The organism is Brevundimonas sp., assembly GCF_046295075.1.
Classification (GTDB): domain Bacteria; phylum Pseudomonadota; class Alphaproteobacteria; order Caulobacterales; family Caulobacteraceae; genus Brevundimonas.
The window spans coordinates 1-17,669 of sequence record NZ_JBKBOC010000001.1 but is presented as its reverse complement, the minus strand read 5'-3'; the positions used below and the strand labels follow the sequence as shown (position 1 = coordinate 17,669).

Below are 17,669 nucleotides of genomic sequence, written 5' to 3'. Positions count from 1 at the left end.
GACCCATCGTCCAGCCTTCAGTAGGCCAATGCGATCCCGTCCTTGCGCATCTCGGTCGCCGCGCCATAGGTCCAGCGACCGCCGGGGTTCATCTGCTTCATGACGTTCTGATAGCCCCCGAACCCACCGTCCGGTTCGCCCAGGGTCCAGCCCATGGCGCGCAGATGGGCCTTGGTCGCCTCGGGCACGCCGCTCTCCAGGTGCAGCACGCCGGTCCCTTCCTGCGGCTGGCCGGTCGGTTCGGACGAGCCGTAGTGCTGCCAGCGCGGGGCGTCGCCGGCCGCCTGGGGCTCCAGCCCATAGTCGACCATATTGATGATGATCTGCGCCTGGCCCTGGGGCTGCATGGCGCCGCCCATGACGCCGAACGCCATCCAGGGCTCGCCGTCCTTGACCGCGAAACCGGGGATGATGGTCTGGAACGGCCGCTTGCCGGGCGCATAGACATTGGGATGGCCGTCGGTCAGGGCGAACAGCTCGCCCCGGTCCTGGAACATGAAGCCCAGCGGCTCCGTCCCATTGTCCGGCGCCAAGCCCGAGCCCATGCCGCGATAGTTGGACTGTATCCAGCTGACCATCATCCCCTCGCTGTCGGCGACGCTGAAATAGGTGGTGTCGCCATGGTGCGGCGCGTCGCCCGGCATGACGCGGTCCATCACCCGGTCCGGCCGGATCAGCCTGGCCCGTTCGGCGGCATAGGCCTTGGAGTTCAGCCATTCGACCGGGGTCTTGGAGAAGCGGTCGTCGGCGAACCAGCGCGCCCGGTCCTCGAACGCCAGACGCTTGGCCTCGGCCTGGACGTGCAGCGAGGCGGCGGACTGGAAGCCCATGGATTTCAGGTCGAACTGTTCGCAGATGTTCAGGATCTGGTTGGTCGACAGGCCTTGCGTGTTCGGTCCCAGGCCGAAGACGTCCACCCCGCGATAATTGGTCTGGATCGGCTCGACCCATTCGGTGTGGTGGGCCGCCAGATCGGCGCGGGTCAGCCAGCCGCCGATCCGCTTGAAATAGGCTTCCATCTGATCGGCCAAGGGGCCGTCATAGAAGGCGTCGCGCCCGCCCTCGGCGATTATCCGCAGGGTCTTGCCCAGATACGGATTGGCGAAGATCTCGCCCACCTTGGGCGTCGCCCCGCCGGCGGCCCAGATGCGCTTGCGGTTGTCGTTCTCCTCGATTGGGATCACGCCCCGGTCGAAGGCCGCCATGTTGCGTTCCAGGTAGTAGGCGATGACCTGGGGCATGGGGACGCCCTGTTCGCACAGTTCGGCGACCGGCAGCAGCACATCCTTCCACGGCAGTTTCCCATAGCGCTGATGCGCGCTCCACCAGGCGTCCACCGTGCCCGGCACGTTCACCGTCACCGCGCCATAGCGGGGCAGATAGCCGTCGATGGCCTTGGACCGCGCCGTCTCCAGGCTCAGGCCCCGGGGACTGGCGCCGGATCCGTTCAGCCCGACGACCTTCTTCTGCTTCGGGTCCCACAGCATGCAATAGGCGTCGCCGCCGATGCCGTTGGCGACCGGCTCCAGGAACCCCAGGGCCGCATTGATGGCGATGGCGGCGTCTATGGCCGATCCGCCGCGCCTCAGGGTGTCGATGCCGATCAGGCTGGCCGCCGGGTGGGCCGTCGCCGCCGCCCCGTTCGCGCCCCAGACGGTCGAGCGTCCCACGAACTTCGGCCCGGTGATCCGGTCGCCGATTCCGACGCCGGCATAGGGATCGGGACGGGCGGGGGCTGGAGCCGCCTCGGTCGGTTTGGCGGTCGGGGAGGTTTGCCGGGCCTGAGCCGCCGTTGCGGCCATTGCTCCGGCCGTCAGGGCTCCAGCAGGCAGGGCGGACAGGAAGGTGCGACGATGCATGGGCGAACTCCTCGAACAGCCGATACGGCATCAAGGCGGGGTCCGGTCCATCCGACAAGCCCCAATCTCGTCGAGCACGCAGCCAAAGAAAAAGGCCGCGTCCCTTTCGGAACGCGGCCCAAATTCTGAAGCGGACGAAAGTCCTATTCGATGTCTTCGTTCAGCAGGCCGACCTTGAAGAAGCCGTTCTCCTGCATCGTGTTCATGACTTCCATGAACTGCGAGTATTTCACTTCCGGCTGAGCGCGGACGAAGACGCGCTCTTCCTGGCAGGAACCGCCGCCCAGAGCGGTGCAGACGTCAGCGGCCAGGTTGTCGATGGAGGTTTGGTTCTCGGCGATGAACAGCTGACCCGAGTCCTGGATGGTGATGTACACCGGTTCCTTTTCCTCGGTCGGATTGGTGGGCGGCTGCGCCGGCGGCAGGTCCAGACGGATCGACACGGTCGCCATAGGCGCGGCGACCATGAAGATGATCATGAGCACCAGCAGAATGTCGATGAACGGCGTGATGTTGATATCCGCCGTCTGTTCGATCGTGTGCTTGTCCCCACCGGAACCACCCAGCTTGGCAGCCATGCATCGTCTCCGTTACTCGCCGGCTGCAATCCGCGCCGACATTTCCCTATGGATCGCCCGAAGGCTTGATCGGTTCTTGGCGTCCCGATGCGGGCTTGTAAAGCGGTTCTAAACGATCTGCCGTTCCCGAACGTCAATTATACGCGACAGTCGTCCCCGAGTTCAGGCCTCAGGCCTTGGCCAGCTTCAGAAAACGGTCCGCCAGGGCAGGATCGTCCTTGAAGGCGCCCGTGAAGCGGGTCGTGATGGTCGAAACGTGCCGATGATGCACTCCGCGCGTGGTCATGCACTGATGCTCGGCGTCCACCAGCACCGCCACGCCGCGCGGCTGCAGGTGCGATTCGATGGCGTCGATGATGTCGTTGGTCAGGGTTTCCTGGTTCTGGAGGCGTCGCGCATAGATCTCGACCACCCGCGCCAGCTTGGAGATGCCGACCACCTTCTCGCCGGGCAGATAGGCGACATAGGCCTTGCCCAGGAAGGGGGCCATGTGGTGCTCGCAGTGGCTCTCCACCTCGATGTCGCGCAGGATGACCATGTCGTCATAGCCGGTCACGTCCTCGAAGGTGCGGCTCAACTCCTTGCCCGCATCGGCGTCATACCCGTCGAACCATTCGCCGTAAGCGTCCACCACCCGTTTCGGCGTGTCGATCAGGCCGGGACGGCTGGGATTGTCGCCGGCCCAGGCGATCAGGGTCCGCACGGCCTCCAGCGCCTGTTCGCGGCTGGGACGCACAACGGTCTCATCGCTGCTGACGAGGACGGGCTTGGCGGGGATGACGCTCATGGACTCGATTTTCCGGCCGGGGCGGGCGGGTGCGCCCGGTTTACCTTCTACAATCCGTCGGGACTGTATATCAGGCCGCTATATGGGACGGACCCTCCGTCCTGCAAGAAAACGAAGTCTACCTATCTTATGCCGCTGCACATCCACGACACCCTGCACCGTGAAAAGCGCCTGTTCGAACCGCGCGATCCGAACCGGGTGACCCTCTATGTCTGCGGCCCGACGGTCTATGACTACGCCCACATCGGCAATGCGCGCCCGCCGGTGGTGTTCGACGTTCTCGTGCGTTTGCTGCGCCGGACCTATGGCGCCGACAAGGTGATCTACGCCCGCAACGTCACCGACGTGGACGACAAGATCAACCAGAAGGCCGCTCGCGAAGGCGTGCCGATCGGCGAGGTCACGGCCCGCTACGAGGCCGCCTATCTCGCCGACATGAACCTGCTGAACGTGTCGCCGCCCGACATCGCCCCTCACGTCACCGACTATATCCCCGCCATCGTCGATCAGATCCAGGCCATCGTCGACGCCGGCTGCGCCTATGCGGCCGAGGGCCACGTCCTGTTCGATGTCTCGTCCTACAAATCCTACGGCGCCCTGTCGGGCCGGAACCTGGACGACATGATCGCCGGCGCCCGCGTCGAGGTCGCCCCCTACAAGAAGAACCCCCACGACTTCGTCCTGTGGAAGCCGTCCAAGCCGGACGAGCCGTCCTGGCCGTCGCCCTGGGGCGAGGGGCGGCCGGGCTGGCATATCGAATGCTCGGCCATGATCGAACAGACCCTGGGCCTGCCCATCGACATCCACGGCGGCGGCATCGACCTGGTCTTCCCCCACCACGAGAACGAGATCGCCCAAGGCGTCTGCGCCCACGGCCACGCCCATGACGATCAGGCGCACGACGCATACGCCCGCTACTGGATGCACAACGGCTTCCTGACCGTGGACGCCGAGAAGATGTCCAAGTCCGTCGGCAACGTCCTGCTGCTGCACGACCTGGTCCAGGCCATGCCGGGCGAGGTCGTCCGGTGGGCCCTGCTGAGCGCCCACTATCGTCAGCCTCTGGACTGGAACCAGGGTCTGTTGGACCAGTCCAAGAAGTCGCTGGATCGCCTTTACGGCGCCCTGTATCGATCCAGCGGCGTCGAAGCCCTGGACCTTGATCCGCCCGCCGACTTCCTGAAGTCGATCGAGGACGATCTGAACACGCCGGGCGCCATGGCGACCCTGTTCGCCCTGTCCAGCGAGATCGAGCGCGGCATGACGGCCGGCGACGCGGCCGCCGTGGCCCAGGCGCGCGGCCGCCTGGTCGCCTGCGCCTCCATCCTGGGCGTGCTCCAGGCCGACCCGGCGGCCTGGCTGGAAGGCGACGTCTCCGACGCCCTGCGGGTCGAGGTCGAGGCCCTGCTGGAGCAACGCACCGCCGCCCGCGCCGCCAAGGACTGGCCCGAGGCCGACCGCATCCGCGACCGCCTCAACGCCCTGAACGTCGTCGTTATGGACGGCCCCGAAGGCGCCACCTGGCGGATGAAGGGCTGAAGCCCCACAGGCGCCTCTCCCTCCCCTTCATGGGGAGGGACGATCGCGCAGCGATCCGGGTGGGGCCGTAAGGGCAGCGAGACGCTTCATCCTGCCCCACCCCGGCTGCGCTTCGCTTCGCCGCCCCTCCCCATGAAGGGGAGGGAGAACTGCGCGCCAACCATCACGATGACGCTGGTTCATTCGCTGCGATTTCAATCGCTTGCCGATTTATGTCCCCGTTCTCCTGCCCACGGGGTCAAACCGCCGCATAATACACCCGTCCCGTCGCATCGGAGGGCTCGCTTGGCCTGCGACCTTGCGGCGGCGGGAGCGGATGGAACGGGAGCGGGTCTGAGACGGCTCGTGCTGACACCGACTCATGGAGCGGTGTCGGAGGGTCGAGGGGGATACTCGATCGCACTCGGGACAGCCCTCGCAGGGGCTGCCGACCCGTCGCAGGCTTATGGGGTTAGGCGATAAGACCGCCACCGCTCGACGCCCCGAGCTTGCAGGCCAACCAACCGCGCGGAGCGTCATACCCTTCGTCGAAACGGTACTTACAAACTCACTTCCGGGCGAAGGCCCGGCGCTCTGCCCAGCCCTCCAACATCTCCGGCCGCAAAGGCAGGAGCGCCGAACCATGCCCGGATTTACGTCCTCAGTTCGCCCGGCGGATCAGTTCGTCCGCCAGCGTCGGCGTCAGATAGCCATCGGCGATCCGACCCGTCGCCACCTGCCAGCGGCGCAGGGCCGCGCGGGTGTTGGTCCCGATCACCCCGTCGACGCCTTGGGTGTCGTAACCCATCTGCGTCAGCGCCCGCTGCGCCCCGATCCGTTGCTCACGCGACATCGACGGATCGTTGGGCCAGGCCTTGCTCAGGGCCGGCTTGCCCATGATGCCGTCCGCCGTCAGGCCGATGGCCAGGGCGTAGCTGACCGAGTTGTTGTAGCGGCGGATCACGTAGTGGTTCGGCAGGGCCAGGAAGGCTGGGCCGTTCGCACCCTGCGGCAACAGGATGGTCGCCTCTTCCAGCGCCTCGGCTCCGTTCGGCGTGCCGCCCTGCGCCAGACGCACGCCCTTGGCCGCCCAATAGGCCCAGTTGTGCTTGGGCCCTTCCGCCTCGGCATAGTCGAAGCCGGAGGGCAGGGTGACCTCATAGCCCCAGCTCTGGCCGCGCTTCCATCCGGCCTGGGCCAGCAGGTTGGCGGCGGACGCCAGGGCGTCGGCGTCGTCGGCCCAGATGTCGACCTTGCCGTCGCCGTCCTGATCCACGCCCAGGCGCAGATAGTTGTCGGGCATGAACTGGGTCTGGCCCATGGCTCCGGCCCAGCTGCCCTTCAGGCCCGCGCGCTCGCGCCGGCCGTCCACGACGATGTCCAGCGCATCCTTCAACTGGCCCTCGGCCCAGTCGCGGCGACGGCCGTCATAGGCCAGGGTCGCCAGCGAGCGGATGACGTCATAGTCGCCTTGGACCTGACCAAAGGCGCTCTCCTGCGCCCAGACGCCGACCAGGATTTCGCTGGGCACGCCGAAGCGTTGAACCACCGACCACGGCACTCGGTCGATTCGCTGCTTGGCCTGGGCGATTCGCACCGGCGTCACGGCGTTCTGGATATAGGCGCCCGCGGGCTTGGAGAATTCCGGCTGGTTGCGGTCCAGACGGATCACCGTCGGATCGGGCGCGAGGCCGTCCAGTTCACGAGCGTAGTCGGCGCGGCGGGCGCCGCCCTTGCGCGCCAGGAACCCCTGTTTCCAGCCCTCGAATCCTTGCTGGTCATAGGCGGCCAGCGGCGGCGTCTGCGGCGCGGGGGCAGGGGCCGTGACGGAGGCGCCCGGTTGCGGCTGGGGCTGCGGCGTCGGCAGGCCGACCTGCGGCTCGGGCAACATGGGCGCGCAGGCCGAAACACAGCCGATGAGGAGAAGGCGATAGGAAAAGCGCATGAGATTCAAACTAAAGCCCCCAGGGTCAGACGTGAAATGACATCCGCGAGAACGTCCATTTCACGGCCATAAAGCGCCAATGAGGCGAAAGCGTTGCCCTGTCGCTCCCTCGTTGGCGTCATTAACCTCGATTTTGATCGACGCCTTAAAGGCATGCGGCGTATTAGCGCAGTCCCTCTGACGGCCTGATGGCGGAGTGGCGACGCAACGGGCGTGCAACCCCGTAAACCCTCCGTTCGACTCGGAGGTCAGGCCTCCATAGTTTTTAAGCAGTTTCTAAGCGTGCTATCGCCCTTCGGGCTACTTGAGCACGTGAGAGGAAATGCGTCGTCAGGCAGGCTGGGCCTGGGTTTTATGAGGTTTTGGCCTTTGGCGGGTTGACCTTCCGAACCCCTCTCTCTATACGACCGCCTCCGCCGCGATCCGACCGGGTCAGCGGCTTTCTTATTGGTTTCTCTCAGGACGTCCGACGATGAAGGTCCGTAGCTCGCTCAAGTCCCTCAAGACCCGCCACCGCGACTGCAAGGTCGTGCGTCGCAAGGGCGTCGTCTTCGTCATCAACAAGACCGACCCGCGCTTCAAGGCGAAGCAGGGCTAAGCAGCGTTTGCAGCACGTCGCTTCGGCGGCGTGCGCACGTTGGGTCCTACTTACGATCCACAGGCTGCGGATGTTTGTCCGCGGCCGTTTTCGTGTTCGCGGTTGAGTCGCACCTGTCGGCATGGTTAGCGTCCGCGCCTGATTTCTGGAGTATCCCTCATGGCTGACGACGCGTCCTTCGACGGTGGTCCCGACATTCTCAACGCGACGGCCCAGGGCCGCCTGCGCACCATCATCGAACGCCTTGAGCGTCTCGAAGAGGACAAACAGGCCGTCATGACCGACATGAAGGAGGTCTTCGCCGAGGCCAAGGGCGAAGGCTACGACGTCAAGATCCTTCGCAAGGTCATCCGCATCAGGAAGCAGGACAAGGCCAAGCGCCAGGAAGAGGACGCCATTCTGGACCTCTACCTGTCGGCCCTCGGCGAGATCTGAGGCTGACCCGGCTTGAAGCGCACCCCCTTCAAGCCAGGAGGCGGGCTATCGCGCTCAGGCAGCCCGAAGGGCGACGGCTTCGCTAAGAAGCCTATCCCGAGTCCATTTGAGCAACAGCGCGAAGCCGCCAAACGCGCTGCTCTCAACGCTTTGAAACGCGCCCGCCGCTCGGCAGAGAAGGCGGGCGTTTCGCTGTCCGAATGGGAGGGCGAGTTCCTCGATTCGGTCAGCGAGCGCGTAAAAACCCACGGCCGCGCCTTCGCCGACCCCGAAAAGGGCGCGCCGGGCCAAGCTCTTTCCGCGATGCAGGGTCGCAAGCTGAAAGAAATCACCGCCAAGGCCAAGGGCGACGAGCCGAAACGACGGTGGGGGCGTGGCAAGACACCTCGCTCGAATCAACCTCAGGATGGCGACGACATCGTGGGGGATGATTGATGAATGCGATTCTAGACGGCTTTCGACGCTTGGCGGATTTCAAGGGACGAGACAGGCGATCGCGCTTCTGGCCCTACGCACTCACTGTGGTCGGACTGTCCTTCGTCGGATTGTGGCTGGGCATGATCCCGGCCATGACCGCGATCTTCGAACAGGCGTCCGCAGTCGCTGCGACGCACCCCGAGGCTGCGACCGTCATCAGCGGACCCGGCCACTACTCCGTCGAGATCCACGATGAGGCCTTCATGCCGGATATGGGGCCGTTCTTCCTCGTTCTGAGGATCGGCGTGGCCGCAATCGTGATCCTGCTCGCCGCCGCCGTGACCCGCCGTCTGCACGATACCGGCCGTGCCGGCTATTGGGGTCTTCCTCCGGTGATCTTTCTGACGATTTGCCTGACGGCCTTTCCGACCGTGATGGCGCGGCTGATGGCCGAGGAAGGGCCTGACATGAGCCTGTTCATGCTGCTCTTCCTGAACAACTTCCTCTATATCGCCAGCCTGATCGGCCTCATCATTCTGCTATCGCTCGGCAGCAAGACGACGGCGAACCGCTACGGTCCGCCCGCGATCTAGCCTCAGCCTGCTTCCTTCAACTGACCTTCCAGGCCCTGTTCGCGGACCTTGCGGTACAGGGTCGAGCGGCCGATCCCCAGGCGGCGGGCGATCTCGCTCATATGGCCTGCATAGACCTCGATGGCGTGCTGGATCAGGTCGCGTTCGATGTCTTCCAGGGTCCGCAGATGCCCGCGATCGTCAAGGATGCGGATCGGCTGGTCCGCCTGGCTGGCGTGATCGGCCTGGGCGCTGGCGGCCGTGGCGGCATACAGGGGCTGGGCGTCCGGCATGGGGGCGGCGATGCCCGAGACGGCGGGGAAATCGTGCGGCTGAAGGAAGGGCGCATCGGCCAGGACGATGGCGCGGAAAACGGCGTTCTCCAGCTGGCGCACATTGCCGGGCCAGTCGAACCCTTGAAGCAGAGCCAGGGTCTCGGTCGCGCAGCCGGCGATCCGCTTGCCTTCCTCGGCGTTGAAACGGGCGATGAAGTGATCGACCAGCGGCGCGATGTCCTCGCGCCGATCGCGCAGGGATGGGGCTTCGATCGGAAACACGTTCAGGCGATAGAACAGATCCTCGCGGAAGGCCCCGTCCTTGACCTGCTGGGCGGGGTCGCGATTGGTCGCCGAGACGATGCGCACGTCGATCTTGACCGGCCGCTTGCCTCCGACGGGATCGATCTCGCCCTCCTGCAGGGCGCGCAGCAGCTTGACCTGCATGTCCAGCGGCAGCTCGCCGATCTCGTCCAGGAACAGGGTGCCGCCGTCCGCCTCGCGGAACTTGCCCAGCGTCTTGTCGACGGCGCCGGTGAAGGCGCCCTTCTCGTGCCCGAACAGGATGGATTCGATCAGATTGGCGGGCAGGGCGCCGCAGTTGACGGCGATGAACGGCTTGCCGGCCCGGTCGCTGGCGCCGTGCAGGGCGCGGGCGATGACCTCCTTGCCGACGCCGCTCTCGCCGGTGATCAGGACGGGGATGGAGGATTTGGCGGCCCGAGCGCCCAGCGCCTTGACCATCCGCATCGGCGCGCTGTCGCCCACGATGTCGTCGAAACTGGTGCGGCCCTGGACGCGCTTGGTCAGGCGTCCGACCTCGGCGGTCAGACGCTTCATCTGCATGGCGTTGCGCACGCCGACCAGCAGCCGCTCGGGCCCGACCGGCTTGACGAAGAAGTCCTGGGCTCCGGCCTGCATGGCCTTGACCACCATGTCGATGCCGCCGTTCGCCGTCAGCACGATGACCGGCTCGTTGATCCCCGCGCTGCGCAGTTCGGCCAGGCATTCCAGCCCCGACATCTCGGGCATGATCATGTCCAGCAGGATCAGGTCGGCCCCGCCGCCGCGCACCATCCGGTCGATGGCCTCGCCGCCGCTGGCGGCATGGACCACGGCGTTGCCGTCCCGCTCCAGCACGGCCTGGATGAGCCGGCGCTGGGTCGGATCGTCGTCAACGACCAGAATGGTCTTGGCCATGAAAGCCCCTTGTGCTGTCGCCACCCCTGTCGCGGATGGATCGTTTCGGGACGATTTCTAGGAAGTCGAGGTGAAAATCGAGTGATGGGGCATGGTGTCCTCCACGTTAACGACTGCCCGGATCGTCGCACCGAATCTCGGGCGTCGCCTGCAGTTTCTGACCGCCGACGATCAGGTCCGGCAGGGCGGCTGGAGCCGTGGTCACGCCGGTCGAAAGGGCTCCGTCCAGAGCCTCGGCATTGCGGCTGCATGCGGCCTGATATTGCCCGACTTTGCGCCACAGCCCGTCGTCGCCATTCTGCTCGAACGCCAGGAGCGTCCGCGCCATCGCCACCAGCAAGTCTTCTCGGCCGTCGCCGTTCAGATCCAGCGTCCGCACCGTGCAGGGACTGGCCACGGAGCAGCCGAACAGGACATCGGCCTGGCTTTCGATCTGCGTTTGGAAGCTGGTGGGAATGGTCTGACCTGAAACGGCTTGCAGACGAACGGCCGCCGCGCGATCCCGACGCGCCTTGGGCGTGTCGCCGGACCGGTAGGTTCTGGCCTTGGCCGCGCGGGCCAGGCGCGCGGTTTCGGCATCGCCGGATCGCGTCAAAGTCTCCAGCGCGGCTGCGCCGACCTTGCCGCTCTCGAATCTCAGGAAATCATAGTCGAAGTCCCGAGCCGAGACTGCGCCGCGCTGCAGCCGCGCGATCTGGTCCTTCACCGACATCCGGGCGGGATCGGCCAGGGGGCTGAACAGGGCCAGGATGACCAGGACTGACAGGACGGCGGCGACGACATTGGTCCGCTCCAGCGGCTTCATCCACCCGCCCGGCTTCGCCGCCGCCAGCAGATAGCCCGCCCCATAGATCGCCCCGACCAGGGCGCAGGCGGCGGCGATGATCCGGTCGGGCGTCAGGCCGTGCTGGCCGATCCGCAGGCCCAACCCCCACAGGGCCAGGATGACCAGGGGCGCGATCAGCACCGAGGCGACGCGCACGCCGTATTTCAGCACGACGGGCGGCACGTTGTCGGGCCGTCCGTCCTGATAGGCCGTGTTGATCAGCACGATCAGGGCGGCGGCGGCCGACAGCACCAAGGCCGTGGCGCTGCGCGTCTCCCACAGGCCGTCCAGTCCGGTGAAGGGCAGGGCCGCCAGGAAACCGCCGACCAGCACGGTGATCACCAGCAGCAGCCAGGACAGCAGCATCAGGGCCACAGTCCTCACGCCTCGGATCAAGCCGTCACGCACATCGGTCAGCTGGACCGCCGTTGCGAAGATCAGGACCGTGACGGGGATGGAAAACCAGGCTTCGCCCAGGATGTCCTGAAGGAAGCCGAGGCCGATCATCTTGAACAGGGACGCACCCAGATGCAGCAGCACCCAGAAGGCGCCGGTGAACCCCAGCGACAGGGCCAGTTGCACCCCGGCCTTCCAGGCCACGTCGAAATACTCGGTATAGTCGACGATCCAGCGCCGTTCGCGGATCGCCGGAACGATCAGGTGATGGGCGATGAACAGGGCCGCCGCGCCGAACGCCAACACCGGGAAGCTGAGGAAGGGCGCCTGCCGGAAGGTTTCCACCGCCTGACGCGCCACATCGTGCGCACCCAGCAGGGCCAGAACCAGGGTGGCGACGGCCGTCCATAGAACCAGCGCCGCCGGCTTGATCCGCCCCGCCCCCGCCAGCACGACGACGGGACCATAGCCTGCGGCCAGGGCCAGGGCGCCGAACACGGTCGGTTGGGTTTCAGGCCAGACATTCTTGTCCGCCGCCAGATACAGCAGATACAGCGCCAGTCCCTGAACTAGGCCGGTCGCCAACCGAATGGCGAACAGGCCGGACGCCCCGCCCAGGCCTGTGCGGCCGGTGTCTTGATGCGTCGTTTCGCTCATTCACGTGTCTCCAAAATGCAGGATCGCACGGCCGGCGCCGTCGAGAAAGCGTGACGGAAGGTTGCGACTGTCGTCTGACATCCCCAGAACAGGGGTCATGAACGCTCCTTTCAAGACGCCCAGCACCGACGCCCCGCTGTGGGACCTCACCGATCTCTATGCGTCGCGCGACGACGCCAAGGTCGCCGCCGACCTGGAAAAGGCGCGGGGGCTGGTGGATTCGCTGAACGGCCTGAAGGGAAAACTGGCCGCCGAACAGGACGCCGACAGCCTGGGCGCCGTGCTGGACCGGGCCATCCATCTGTATGAGCAGGCGTCGGACGTGCTGGGCGCGCTGGGCGCCTACGCCTTCCTGTCGGCCTCGACGGCGCGCGACGATGCGACGGCCCAGGGGTTCGAGGCGGATGTGCGCGAGAAGATCACCGCCATCGCCACACCGACGGTCTGGCTTACGCTGGAGATCAATCAGATCGACGACGCCGCGCTGGAAGCGGCCCTGACCGCCCACGCCGACGCAGCGCGCTGGCGGCCGTGGCTGCGGCGGGTGCGAGCGATGAAGCCGCACGAGCTGTCCAGCGAACTGGAGACCTTCATCGCCGAGCGCGGGCCGATCACCGCCCAATGGCCGCGCCTGTTCGACGAGCAGCTGGCCGCCCTGCGTGCCAAAGCAGGTAGCGAGAGCCTGACCCTGGCCGAGGCGCTGAACCGCCTGTCGGACGCCAAGCCTGCGCGCCGCAAGGCCGCCGCCGAAGGCCTGTCGGAAGCCCTGGCCGCCCGCGCCCCGACCCTGGCCCTGGTGCTGAACACCGTCGCCGCCGACAAGGCGATGGAGGATCGCTGGCGCGGTTTCAAACGTCCCGCCGACAGCCGCCACCTGGGCAATGAAGTGGACGGCGAAGCCGTGGACGCGATGGCCGAGGCCGTCGCCGCCGCCTACCCACGCCTGTCGCATCGCTATTATGCGTTGAAGACCAAGGCCATGGGCAAGGCGCGACTGGATCACTGGGACCGCAACGCCCCCATCGAGACCACGACGCCGCGCGCCTTCACCTGGACGCAAGGGCGAGAGATCGTGCTGGACAGTTTCTCTGACCTGGGCGGCGACTTCGCCGACCGGGCGGGCGGCTTCTTCGACAAGCCTTGGATCGACGGCCGGGCGCGGGCGGGCAAGCAGTCGGGCGCCTACGCCCACCCGGTGACCGCCGACCGCCACCCCTATGTCTTCCTGAATTGGATGGGCGAGCGGCGCGACGTCCTGACCCTGGCGCACGAACTGGGGCACGGCGTTCACCAGACCCTGGCGGCCGATCAGGGCACGCTTCTGGCCGACACCCCCCTGACCCTGGCCGAGACCGCGTCGATCTTCGCCGAGGGCCTGACGTTCGACCGTCTGCTGGCGACGGCGCCCAAGTCGGAACAGCGCGGCCTTCTGGCCGGCCGGATCGAGGACGGGCTGAACACCGTCGTGCGCCAGATCGCCTTCCACCGTTTCGAGACCCGTTTCCACGACGAACGCCTGCAGGGCGAGGTGTCGCAGCAGCGGATCAACCAGCTGTGGCTGGAGGAAATGGCCGCCTCGCTGGGGCCGTCGGTCAAGCTGAACCCCGGCTATGAACACTGGTGGGCCTACGTCAGCCACTTCGTCCATTCGCCCTTCTACGTCTACGCCTACGCCTTCGGCGATCTGCTGGTCGCGGCCCTGATGGAGGCGCGGCGCAAGGATCCGGCGGGCTTCACGCCCCTGTACCGCGAGCTGCTGGCCGGCGGCGGATCGCGGACCTATGTCGAGGCGTTGAAGCCGTTCGGGCTGGACCCGCGCGACCCGGCCTTCTGGAGCGTGGGCTGCCAGAGGCTGGAGCGTCTGGTGGATCAGTTCGAAGCGCTGGCCTGAAACGATAGGCTGACTGCGGGCTTGAGCGGGGCGGGCGCCTCGGTGTAAGTCCGCCATAACGACGAGGGGATTTATCGCATGGCCGACCTGCACGACACCGCCAACGCACCAGCGGATTCCGACGCGCAAGCCTATCTGCACGGCCATATGGAAGTGCGCGAACAGGTCTCGACCTACCGCCTGTTCCTGAACCTGGCCAAGTGGGGCAGCCTGGCCATCGCCGTGCTGCTGCTGTTCCTGACCCTGTGGTTCCATCCGGGCGGCAGCTTCATCGCCGCCGTCATCGGCGCGGTCGTCCTGGGCGGCGCTGGCTTCGTGGCGCTGAAGTCCAAGCCGGACGCCGCGCACTGATCCCCTCATCGGTGCGCGATTTCCCGCTGCGGCGGTCTGAAATCACGCGACTCGGCCAAGCTTTGGCATAACCGTGCTTTGACGGCTTGCGCCGGAACGGCCTAACCTTCGTTCAACGAAAAGAACGAGGGGATTCGCTTGGCCGTCGCTATCGCCGTCACGAGAGAACGCCGCGAAGGCGAGACGCGCTGCGCCGTCACGCCCGAAACCGTCAAGAAACTGATCGCCCTCGGCGCCACCGTCACGGTCGAGGCCGGGACCGGCCTGGGCTCGTCCATTCCCGACGCGGACTACACGGCCGCCGGCGCGACGATGAAGCCTGACACGCGCGCCGTGCTGGACGGCGCCGACATCATGCTGAAGGTGCGCGGCCCCACGGCCCAGGAAACTAGCGCCCTGAAGCCCGGCGCCGTCGTCATCGCCATGCTGGACGCCTGGCGCGACAAGGCTACGGTCGAGGCCCTGACCGGGGCGAACGCCACCGCCTTCGCCATGGAGTTCGTGCCCCGCATCACCCGCGCCCAGGTCATGGACGTGCTGTCGTCCCAGGCGAACCTGGCCGGATATCGGGCGGTGATCGAGGCGGCCTACGCCTTCGGCAAGGGTTTCCCGATGATGATGACGGCGGCCGGCACGGTCGCCCCCGCCAAATGTTTCATCATGGGCGTCGGCGTCGCCGGGCTTCAGGCCATCGCCACGGCGCGGCGGCTGGGCGCCGTCGTCACCGCCACCGACGTCCGCCCCGCCACCAAGGAACAGGTCGAGAGCCTGGGCGCCAAATTCCTGGCTGTCGAGGACGAGGAGTTCAAGAACGCCCAGACCGCCGGCGGCTACGCCAAGCCCATGTCGGCCGAGTACCAGGCCAAACAGGCCGAACTGACCGCCAGCCATGTGGTCAAGCAGGACATCGTCATCACCACCGCCCTGATCCCCGGCCGCGCCGCGCCGGTGCTGCTGACGGCGGCCCATGTGGCCTCGATGAAGTCCGGCTCGGTCATCATCGACCTGGCGGTCGAGGCGGGGGGGAATGTCGAGGGCTCGAAACTGAACGAGGTCGTGACGACCGCGAACGGCGTCACCATCGTCGGCTGGTCCAACCTGCCCGGCCGCATCGCCGCCGACGCCAGCGCCCTTTACGCCCGCAACCTGTCGGCCTTCGTGGGGCTGATGATCAAGGACGGAGTTCTGGCGGTGGATATGGAGGACGAGATCCTGAAGGCGGCCGTCGTGACGCACGGTGGGGCCGTGGTGCATGAAGGTCTTAAGGGAGCAAACTAATGGAACACGTCGATCCCACCGTCTTCCGCCTGGCCATCTTCGTGCTGGCGATCTTCGTCGGCTATTACGTCGTCTGGAGCGTGACGCCGGCCCTGCACACGCCGCTGATGGCCGTGACCAACGCCATTTCCAGCGTCATCATCGTGGGCGGCCTGATCGCGGCGGCCGCCGTGTCGGGCGACGTGACCGGCCCCAGCGCCTGGATCGCCAAGGGGGCGGGCGTGCTGGCCGTGACCCTGGCCAGCGTCAACATCTTCGGCGGCTTCATGGTCACGCGGCGGATGTTGGCCATGTACAAGAAGAAGGAGCGGCCGGCTCCTAAAGCCGCTCCCGAGGCGTCTTCGTGACGGACGCCGCGCAGATCGCCATCACAGGTTCCTGGGTCGCCACCGCCGTCGGTTTCGGCCTGTGGCTGTACGGCTGGTTCGGGACCAAGATTCCGATCAAGCGCCAGCGGCTGCACGACTGCGGCATCGCCCTTGTGTTTTCGGCCATTCTGGTCCGGGTCGTGACCCAGGACCGGCCGTTGGGCGTCTTCGAATGGGCCCTGTTCTTCATCGGCCCGTTGTTCATCGCCGCCGCCCTGTGGCGGCTGGCGCGCACGTCTTGAGGGGAGGGGCGTGATGAACGCATCGCTGGCCGCACTGGCCTATCTGGTTTCGGGCGTCCTATTCATCCTGTCGCTGCGGGGGCTGTCCAGTCCCGAGACCAGCCGCCAGGGCAACACCTTCGGCATGATCGGCATGGCCCTGGCCATCGGCGTGACCCTGCTGACGCTTGGAACGACGGGGGCGCTGGACACCGTGACCCTGGCCCTGATCGCGGGCGGCGTCATCGTCGGCGGCGGGACCGGCGCCCTGATCGCCAAGCGGGTCGCCATGACCGACATGCCGCAACTGGTCGCCGCCTTCCACAGCCTGGTCGGCATGGCCGCCTGTCTGGTCGCCATCGGCGCCGTCTATGCGCCAGAGGCCTTCGGCATCCTGTCAGACGACGGGACGGGCATCAAAACCCTGTCGATCATCGAGCTGAGCCTGGGCGTCGCCATCGGCGCCATCACCTTCACCGGCTCGGTCATCGCCTTCGCCAAGCTGAACGGCAACATGTCGGGCGCGCCCATCATCCTGCCGGCGCGGCACCTGATCAATGTCGGCCTGGCCCTGGGGCTGGTCTTGCTGATCGGCATTCTGATCGGCACCAACGGCGCGGCGACCTGGGCCTTCTGGGGCGTCTTCCTGATCGCCCTGATCCTGGGCGCGACCCTGATCATCCCCATTGGCGGCGCCGACATGCCCGTCGTGGTGTCGATGCTGAACTCCTATTCCGGCTGGGCGGCGGCGGCCTTGGGCTTCACGCTGGAGAACATCGCCCTGATCATCACCGGCGCTCTGGTCGGGTCGTCGGGCGCGATCCTGAGCTACATCATGTGCAAGGGCATGAATCGCAGCTTCATCAGCGTCATTTTGGGCGGCTTCGGCGGCGGCGATGCGGCCGTCGGTCCCGCCGGCGCCAAGGAGACACGCCCGGTCAAACAGGGCTCGGCCGAGGACGCGGCCTTCATCATGAAGAACGCCTCCAAGGTGATCATCGTGCCCGGCTACGGCATGGCGGTGGCCCAGGCCCAGCATGCGCTCCGCGAAATGGCCGACAAGCTGAAGGAGGAGGGCGTCGAGGTGAAATACGCCATCCACCCCGTCGCCGGCCGGATGCCGGGCCACATGAACGTGCTGCTGGCCGAGGCCAACGTCCCCTATGACGAGGTGTTCGAGCTGGAGGACATCAACGCCGAGTTCGCCAGCGCCGACGTCGCCTTCGTCATCGGCGCCAACGACGTCACCAACCCCGCCGCCAAGACTGACCCCACCAGCGCCATCTACGGCATGCCGATTTTGGACGTGGAAAAGGCCGGCACGGTGCTGTTCATCAAGCGCGGCATGGGCTCCGGCTACGCGGGGGTGGAGAACGAGCTCTTCTTCCGCGACAACACCATGATGCTGTTCGCTGACGCCAAGAAGATGGTCGAGGGGATCGTGAAGGGGCTGTAGGGACCATGGCCAGCACGCCCAAGACCCGCCCGACCGACGCG

The 17,669-nt window shown here is 66.5% G+C and carries 17 protein-coding genes and 1 tRNA gene; 12 read left to right on the top strand and 6 right to left on the bottom strand.

The window, feature by feature from the left end; translation table 11 throughout:
- Nucleotides 1-17: 17 nt before the first annotated feature.
- From ACK4MH_RS00090 to folE, 3 genes are all read right to left on the bottom strand, one after another.
- Entirely contained in the window at nt 18-1,859 is a 1,842-nt protein-coding gene (locus ACK4MH_RS00090; RefSeq protein WP_409712980.1) for a gamma-glutamyltransferase family protein, read from the bottom strand.
- Between the two features lie 143 nt (nt 1,860-2,002).
- Nucleotides 2,003-2,437 (bottom strand): biopolymer transporter ExbD, encoded by a 435-nt coding sequence (locus ACK4MH_RS00085; RefSeq protein ID WP_346496361.1) that lies wholly within the window; start codon nt 2,435-2,437, stop codon nt 2,003-2,005.
- Between the two features lie 169 nt (nt 2,438-2,606).
- Nucleotides 2,607-3,224, bottom strand: a complete 618-nt coding sequence (gene folE, locus ACK4MH_RS00080; RefSeq protein WP_409712976.1) for a GTP cyclohydrolase I FolE — start codon at nt 3,222-3,224, stop codon at nt 2,607-2,609.
- Nucleotides 3,225-3,353: 129 nt separating this feature from the next.
- Between folE and cysS the strand changes: the two genes are divergently transcribed.
- A complete protein-coding gene (cysS, locus tag ACK4MH_RS00075) occupies nt 3,354-4,763 on the top strand; it encodes a cysteine--tRNA ligase (protein WP_409712973.1) in 1,410 nt (469 codons plus the stop codon).
- 640 nt (nt 4,764-5,403) lie between these two features.
- Here cysS and ACK4MH_RS00070 read toward each other — a convergent pair.
- A complete protein-coding gene (locus ACK4MH_RS00070) occupies nt 5,404-6,687 on the bottom strand; it encodes a lytic murein transglycosylase (protein ID WP_409712970.1) in 1,284 nt (427 codons plus the stop codon).
- A 182-nt stretch (nt 6,688-6,869) separates the two neighbouring features.
- Between ACK4MH_RS00070 and ACK4MH_RS00065 the strand changes: the two genes are divergently transcribed.
- From ACK4MH_RS00065 to ACK4MH_RS00045, 5 genes are all read left to right on the top strand, one after another.
- Nucleotides 6,870-6,946: transfer RNA gene (locus tag ACK4MH_RS00065), tRNA-Ala, on the top strand.
- Nucleotides 6,947-7,159: 213 nt separating this feature from the next.
- The gene (gene ykgO, locus ACK4MH_RS00060) at nt 7,160-7,285 is read left to right on the top strand and encodes a type B 50S ribosomal protein L36 (protein WP_008263184.1); all 126 of its coding nucleotides are present in this window, start codon (nt 7,160-7,162) and stop codon (nt 7,283-7,285) included.
- Between the two features lie 159 nt (nt 7,286-7,444).
- Nucleotides 7,445-7,720: a DUF2312 domain-containing protein gene (locus tag ACK4MH_RS00055; protein WP_135195123.1), complete on the top strand. Its 276-nt coding sequence runs from the start codon at nt 7,445-7,447 to the stop codon at nt 7,718-7,720.
- 93 nt (nt 7,721-7,813) lie between these two features.
- On the top strand, nt 7,814-8,155 hold the full coding sequence (locus tag ACK4MH_RS00050) for a hypothetical protein (RefSeq protein ID WP_409713980.1): 342 nt from the start codon (nt 7,814-7,816) through the stop codon (nt 8,153-8,155).
- Nucleotides 8,155-8,730 carry a DUF805 domain-containing protein gene (locus ACK4MH_RS00045; protein ID WP_409712965.1) on the top strand — a complete coding sequence of 192 codons (576 nt, stop codon included), beginning with the start codon at nt 8,155-8,157 and terminating at the stop codon, nt 8,728-8,730. Before ACK4MH_RS00050 ends, ACK4MH_RS00045 begins: the two co-directional genes overlap by 1 nt.
- A 2-nt stretch (nt 8,731-8,732) precedes the next feature.
- On the opposite strand, the gene ACK4MH_RS00040 is transcribed toward ACK4MH_RS00045, so the two are convergent.
- Nucleotides 8,733-10,184 (bottom strand): sigma-54-dependent transcriptional regulator, encoded by a 1,452-nt coding sequence (locus ACK4MH_RS00040; protein ID WP_409712962.1) that lies wholly within the window; start codon nt 10,182-10,184, stop codon nt 8,733-8,735.
- 106 nt (nt 10,185-10,290) lie between these two features.
- Complete coding sequence (locus ACK4MH_RS00035) at nt 10,291-12,063, bottom strand: DUF4153 domain-containing protein (protein WP_409712959.1); 1,773 nt, start codon at nt 12,061-12,063, stop codon at nt 10,291-10,293.
- A gap of 97 nt (nt 12,064-12,160) precedes the next feature.
- Here ACK4MH_RS00035 and ACK4MH_RS00030 point away from each other — a divergent pair, with 97 nt between their 5' ends.
- The 6 genes from ACK4MH_RS00030 (at nt 12,161) to ACK4MH_RS00005 (ending at nt 17,628) form a co-directional block, all read left to right on the top strand.
- On the top strand, nt 12,161-13,954 hold the full coding sequence (locus ACK4MH_RS00030) for a M3 family oligoendopeptidase (RefSeq protein ID WP_409712956.1): 1,794 nt from the start codon (nt 12,161-12,163) through the stop codon (nt 13,952-13,954).
- Nucleotides 13,955-14,032: 78 nt separating this feature from the next.
- Complete coding sequence (locus tag ACK4MH_RS00025) at nt 14,033-14,305, top strand: aa3-type cytochrome c oxidase subunit IV (protein ID WP_409712953.1); 273 nt, start codon at nt 14,033-14,035, stop codon at nt 14,303-14,305.
- A 138-nt stretch (nt 14,306-14,443) separates the two neighbouring features.
- Nucleotides 14,444-15,583, top strand: a complete 1,140-nt coding sequence (locus ACK4MH_RS00020) for a Re/Si-specific NAD(P)(+) transhydrogenase subunit alpha (RefSeq protein WP_409712950.1) — start codon at nt 14,444-14,446, stop codon at nt 15,581-15,583.
- Entirely contained in the window at nt 15,583-15,930 is a 348-nt protein-coding gene (locus ACK4MH_RS00015) for an NAD(P) transhydrogenase subunit alpha (protein WP_409712947.1), read from the top strand. Before ACK4MH_RS00020 ends, ACK4MH_RS00015 begins: the two co-directional genes overlap by 1 nt.
- Entirely contained in the window at nt 15,927-16,193 is a 267-nt protein-coding gene (locus ACK4MH_RS00010) for a hypothetical protein (RefSeq protein ID WP_135195132.1), read from the top strand. The genes ACK4MH_RS00015 and ACK4MH_RS00010 overlap by 4 nt, the downstream gene beginning before the upstream one ends.
- Before the next feature lie 13 nt (nt 16,194-16,206).
- Nucleotides 16,207-17,628: an NAD(P)(+) transhydrogenase (Re/Si-specific) subunit beta gene (locus ACK4MH_RS00005; protein WP_409712942.1), complete on the top strand. Its 1,422-nt coding sequence runs from the start codon at nt 16,207-16,209 to the stop codon at nt 17,626-17,628.
- Nucleotides 17,629-17,669: the final 41 nt, after the last annotated feature.

What these genes read in the sequence shown, in the direction of transcription:
- ACK4MH_RS00090 (WP_409712980.1), bottom strand. Translation starts at nt 1,859, where the DNA reads ATGCATCGTCGCACCTTCCTGTCCGCCCTGCCTGCTGGAGCCCTGACG.
- ACK4MH_RS00085 (WP_346496361.1), bottom strand. Translation starts at nt 2,437, where the DNA reads ATGGCTGCCAAGCTGGGTGGTTCCGGTGGGGACAAGCACACGATCGAA.
- folE (WP_409712976.1), bottom strand. Translation starts at nt 3,224, where the DNA reads ATGAGCGTCATCCCCGCCAAGCCCGTCCTCGTCAGCAGCGATGAGACC.
- cysS (WP_409712973.1), top strand. Translation starts at nt 3,354, where the DNA reads ATGCCGCTGCACATCCACGACACCCTGCACCGTGAAAAGCGCCTGTTC.
- ACK4MH_RS00070 (WP_409712970.1), bottom strand. Translation starts at nt 6,687, where the DNA reads ATGCGCTTTTCCTATCGCCTTCTCCTCATCGGCTGTGTTTCGGCCTGC.
- ykgO (WP_008263184.1), top strand. Translation starts at nt 7,160, where the DNA reads ATGAAGGTCCGTAGCTCGCTCAAGTCCCTCAAGACCCGCCACCGCGAC.
- ACK4MH_RS00055 (WP_135195123.1), top strand. Translation starts at nt 7,445, where the DNA reads ATGGCTGACGACGCGTCCTTCGACGGTGGTCCCGACATTCTCAACGCG.
- ACK4MH_RS00045 (WP_409712965.1), top strand. Translation starts at nt 8,155, where the DNA reads ATGAATGCGATTCTAGACGGCTTTCGACGCTTGGCGGATTTCAAGGGA.
- ACK4MH_RS00040 (WP_409712962.1), bottom strand. Translation starts at nt 10,184, where the DNA reads ATGGCCAAGACCATTCTGGTCGTTGACGACGATCCGACCCAGCGCCGG.
- ACK4MH_RS00035 (WP_409712959.1), bottom strand. Translation starts at nt 12,063, where the DNA reads ATGAGCGAAACGACGCATCAAGACACCGGCCGCACAGGCCTGGGCGGG.
- ACK4MH_RS00030 (WP_409712956.1), top strand. Translation starts at nt 12,161, where the DNA reads ATGAACGCTCCTTTCAAGACGCCCAGCACCGACGCCCCGCTGTGGGAC.
- ACK4MH_RS00025 (WP_409712953.1), top strand. Translation starts at nt 14,033, where the DNA reads ATGGCCGACCTGCACGACACCGCCAACGCACCAGCGGATTCCGACGCG.
- ACK4MH_RS00015 (WP_409712947.1), top strand. Translation starts at nt 15,583, where the DNA reads ATGGAACACGTCGATCCCACCGTCTTCCGCCTGGCCATCTTCGTGCTG.
- ACK4MH_RS00005 (WP_409712942.1), top strand. Translation starts at nt 16,207, where the DNA reads ATGAACGCATCGCTGGCCGCACTGGCCTATCTGGTTTCGGGCGTCCTA.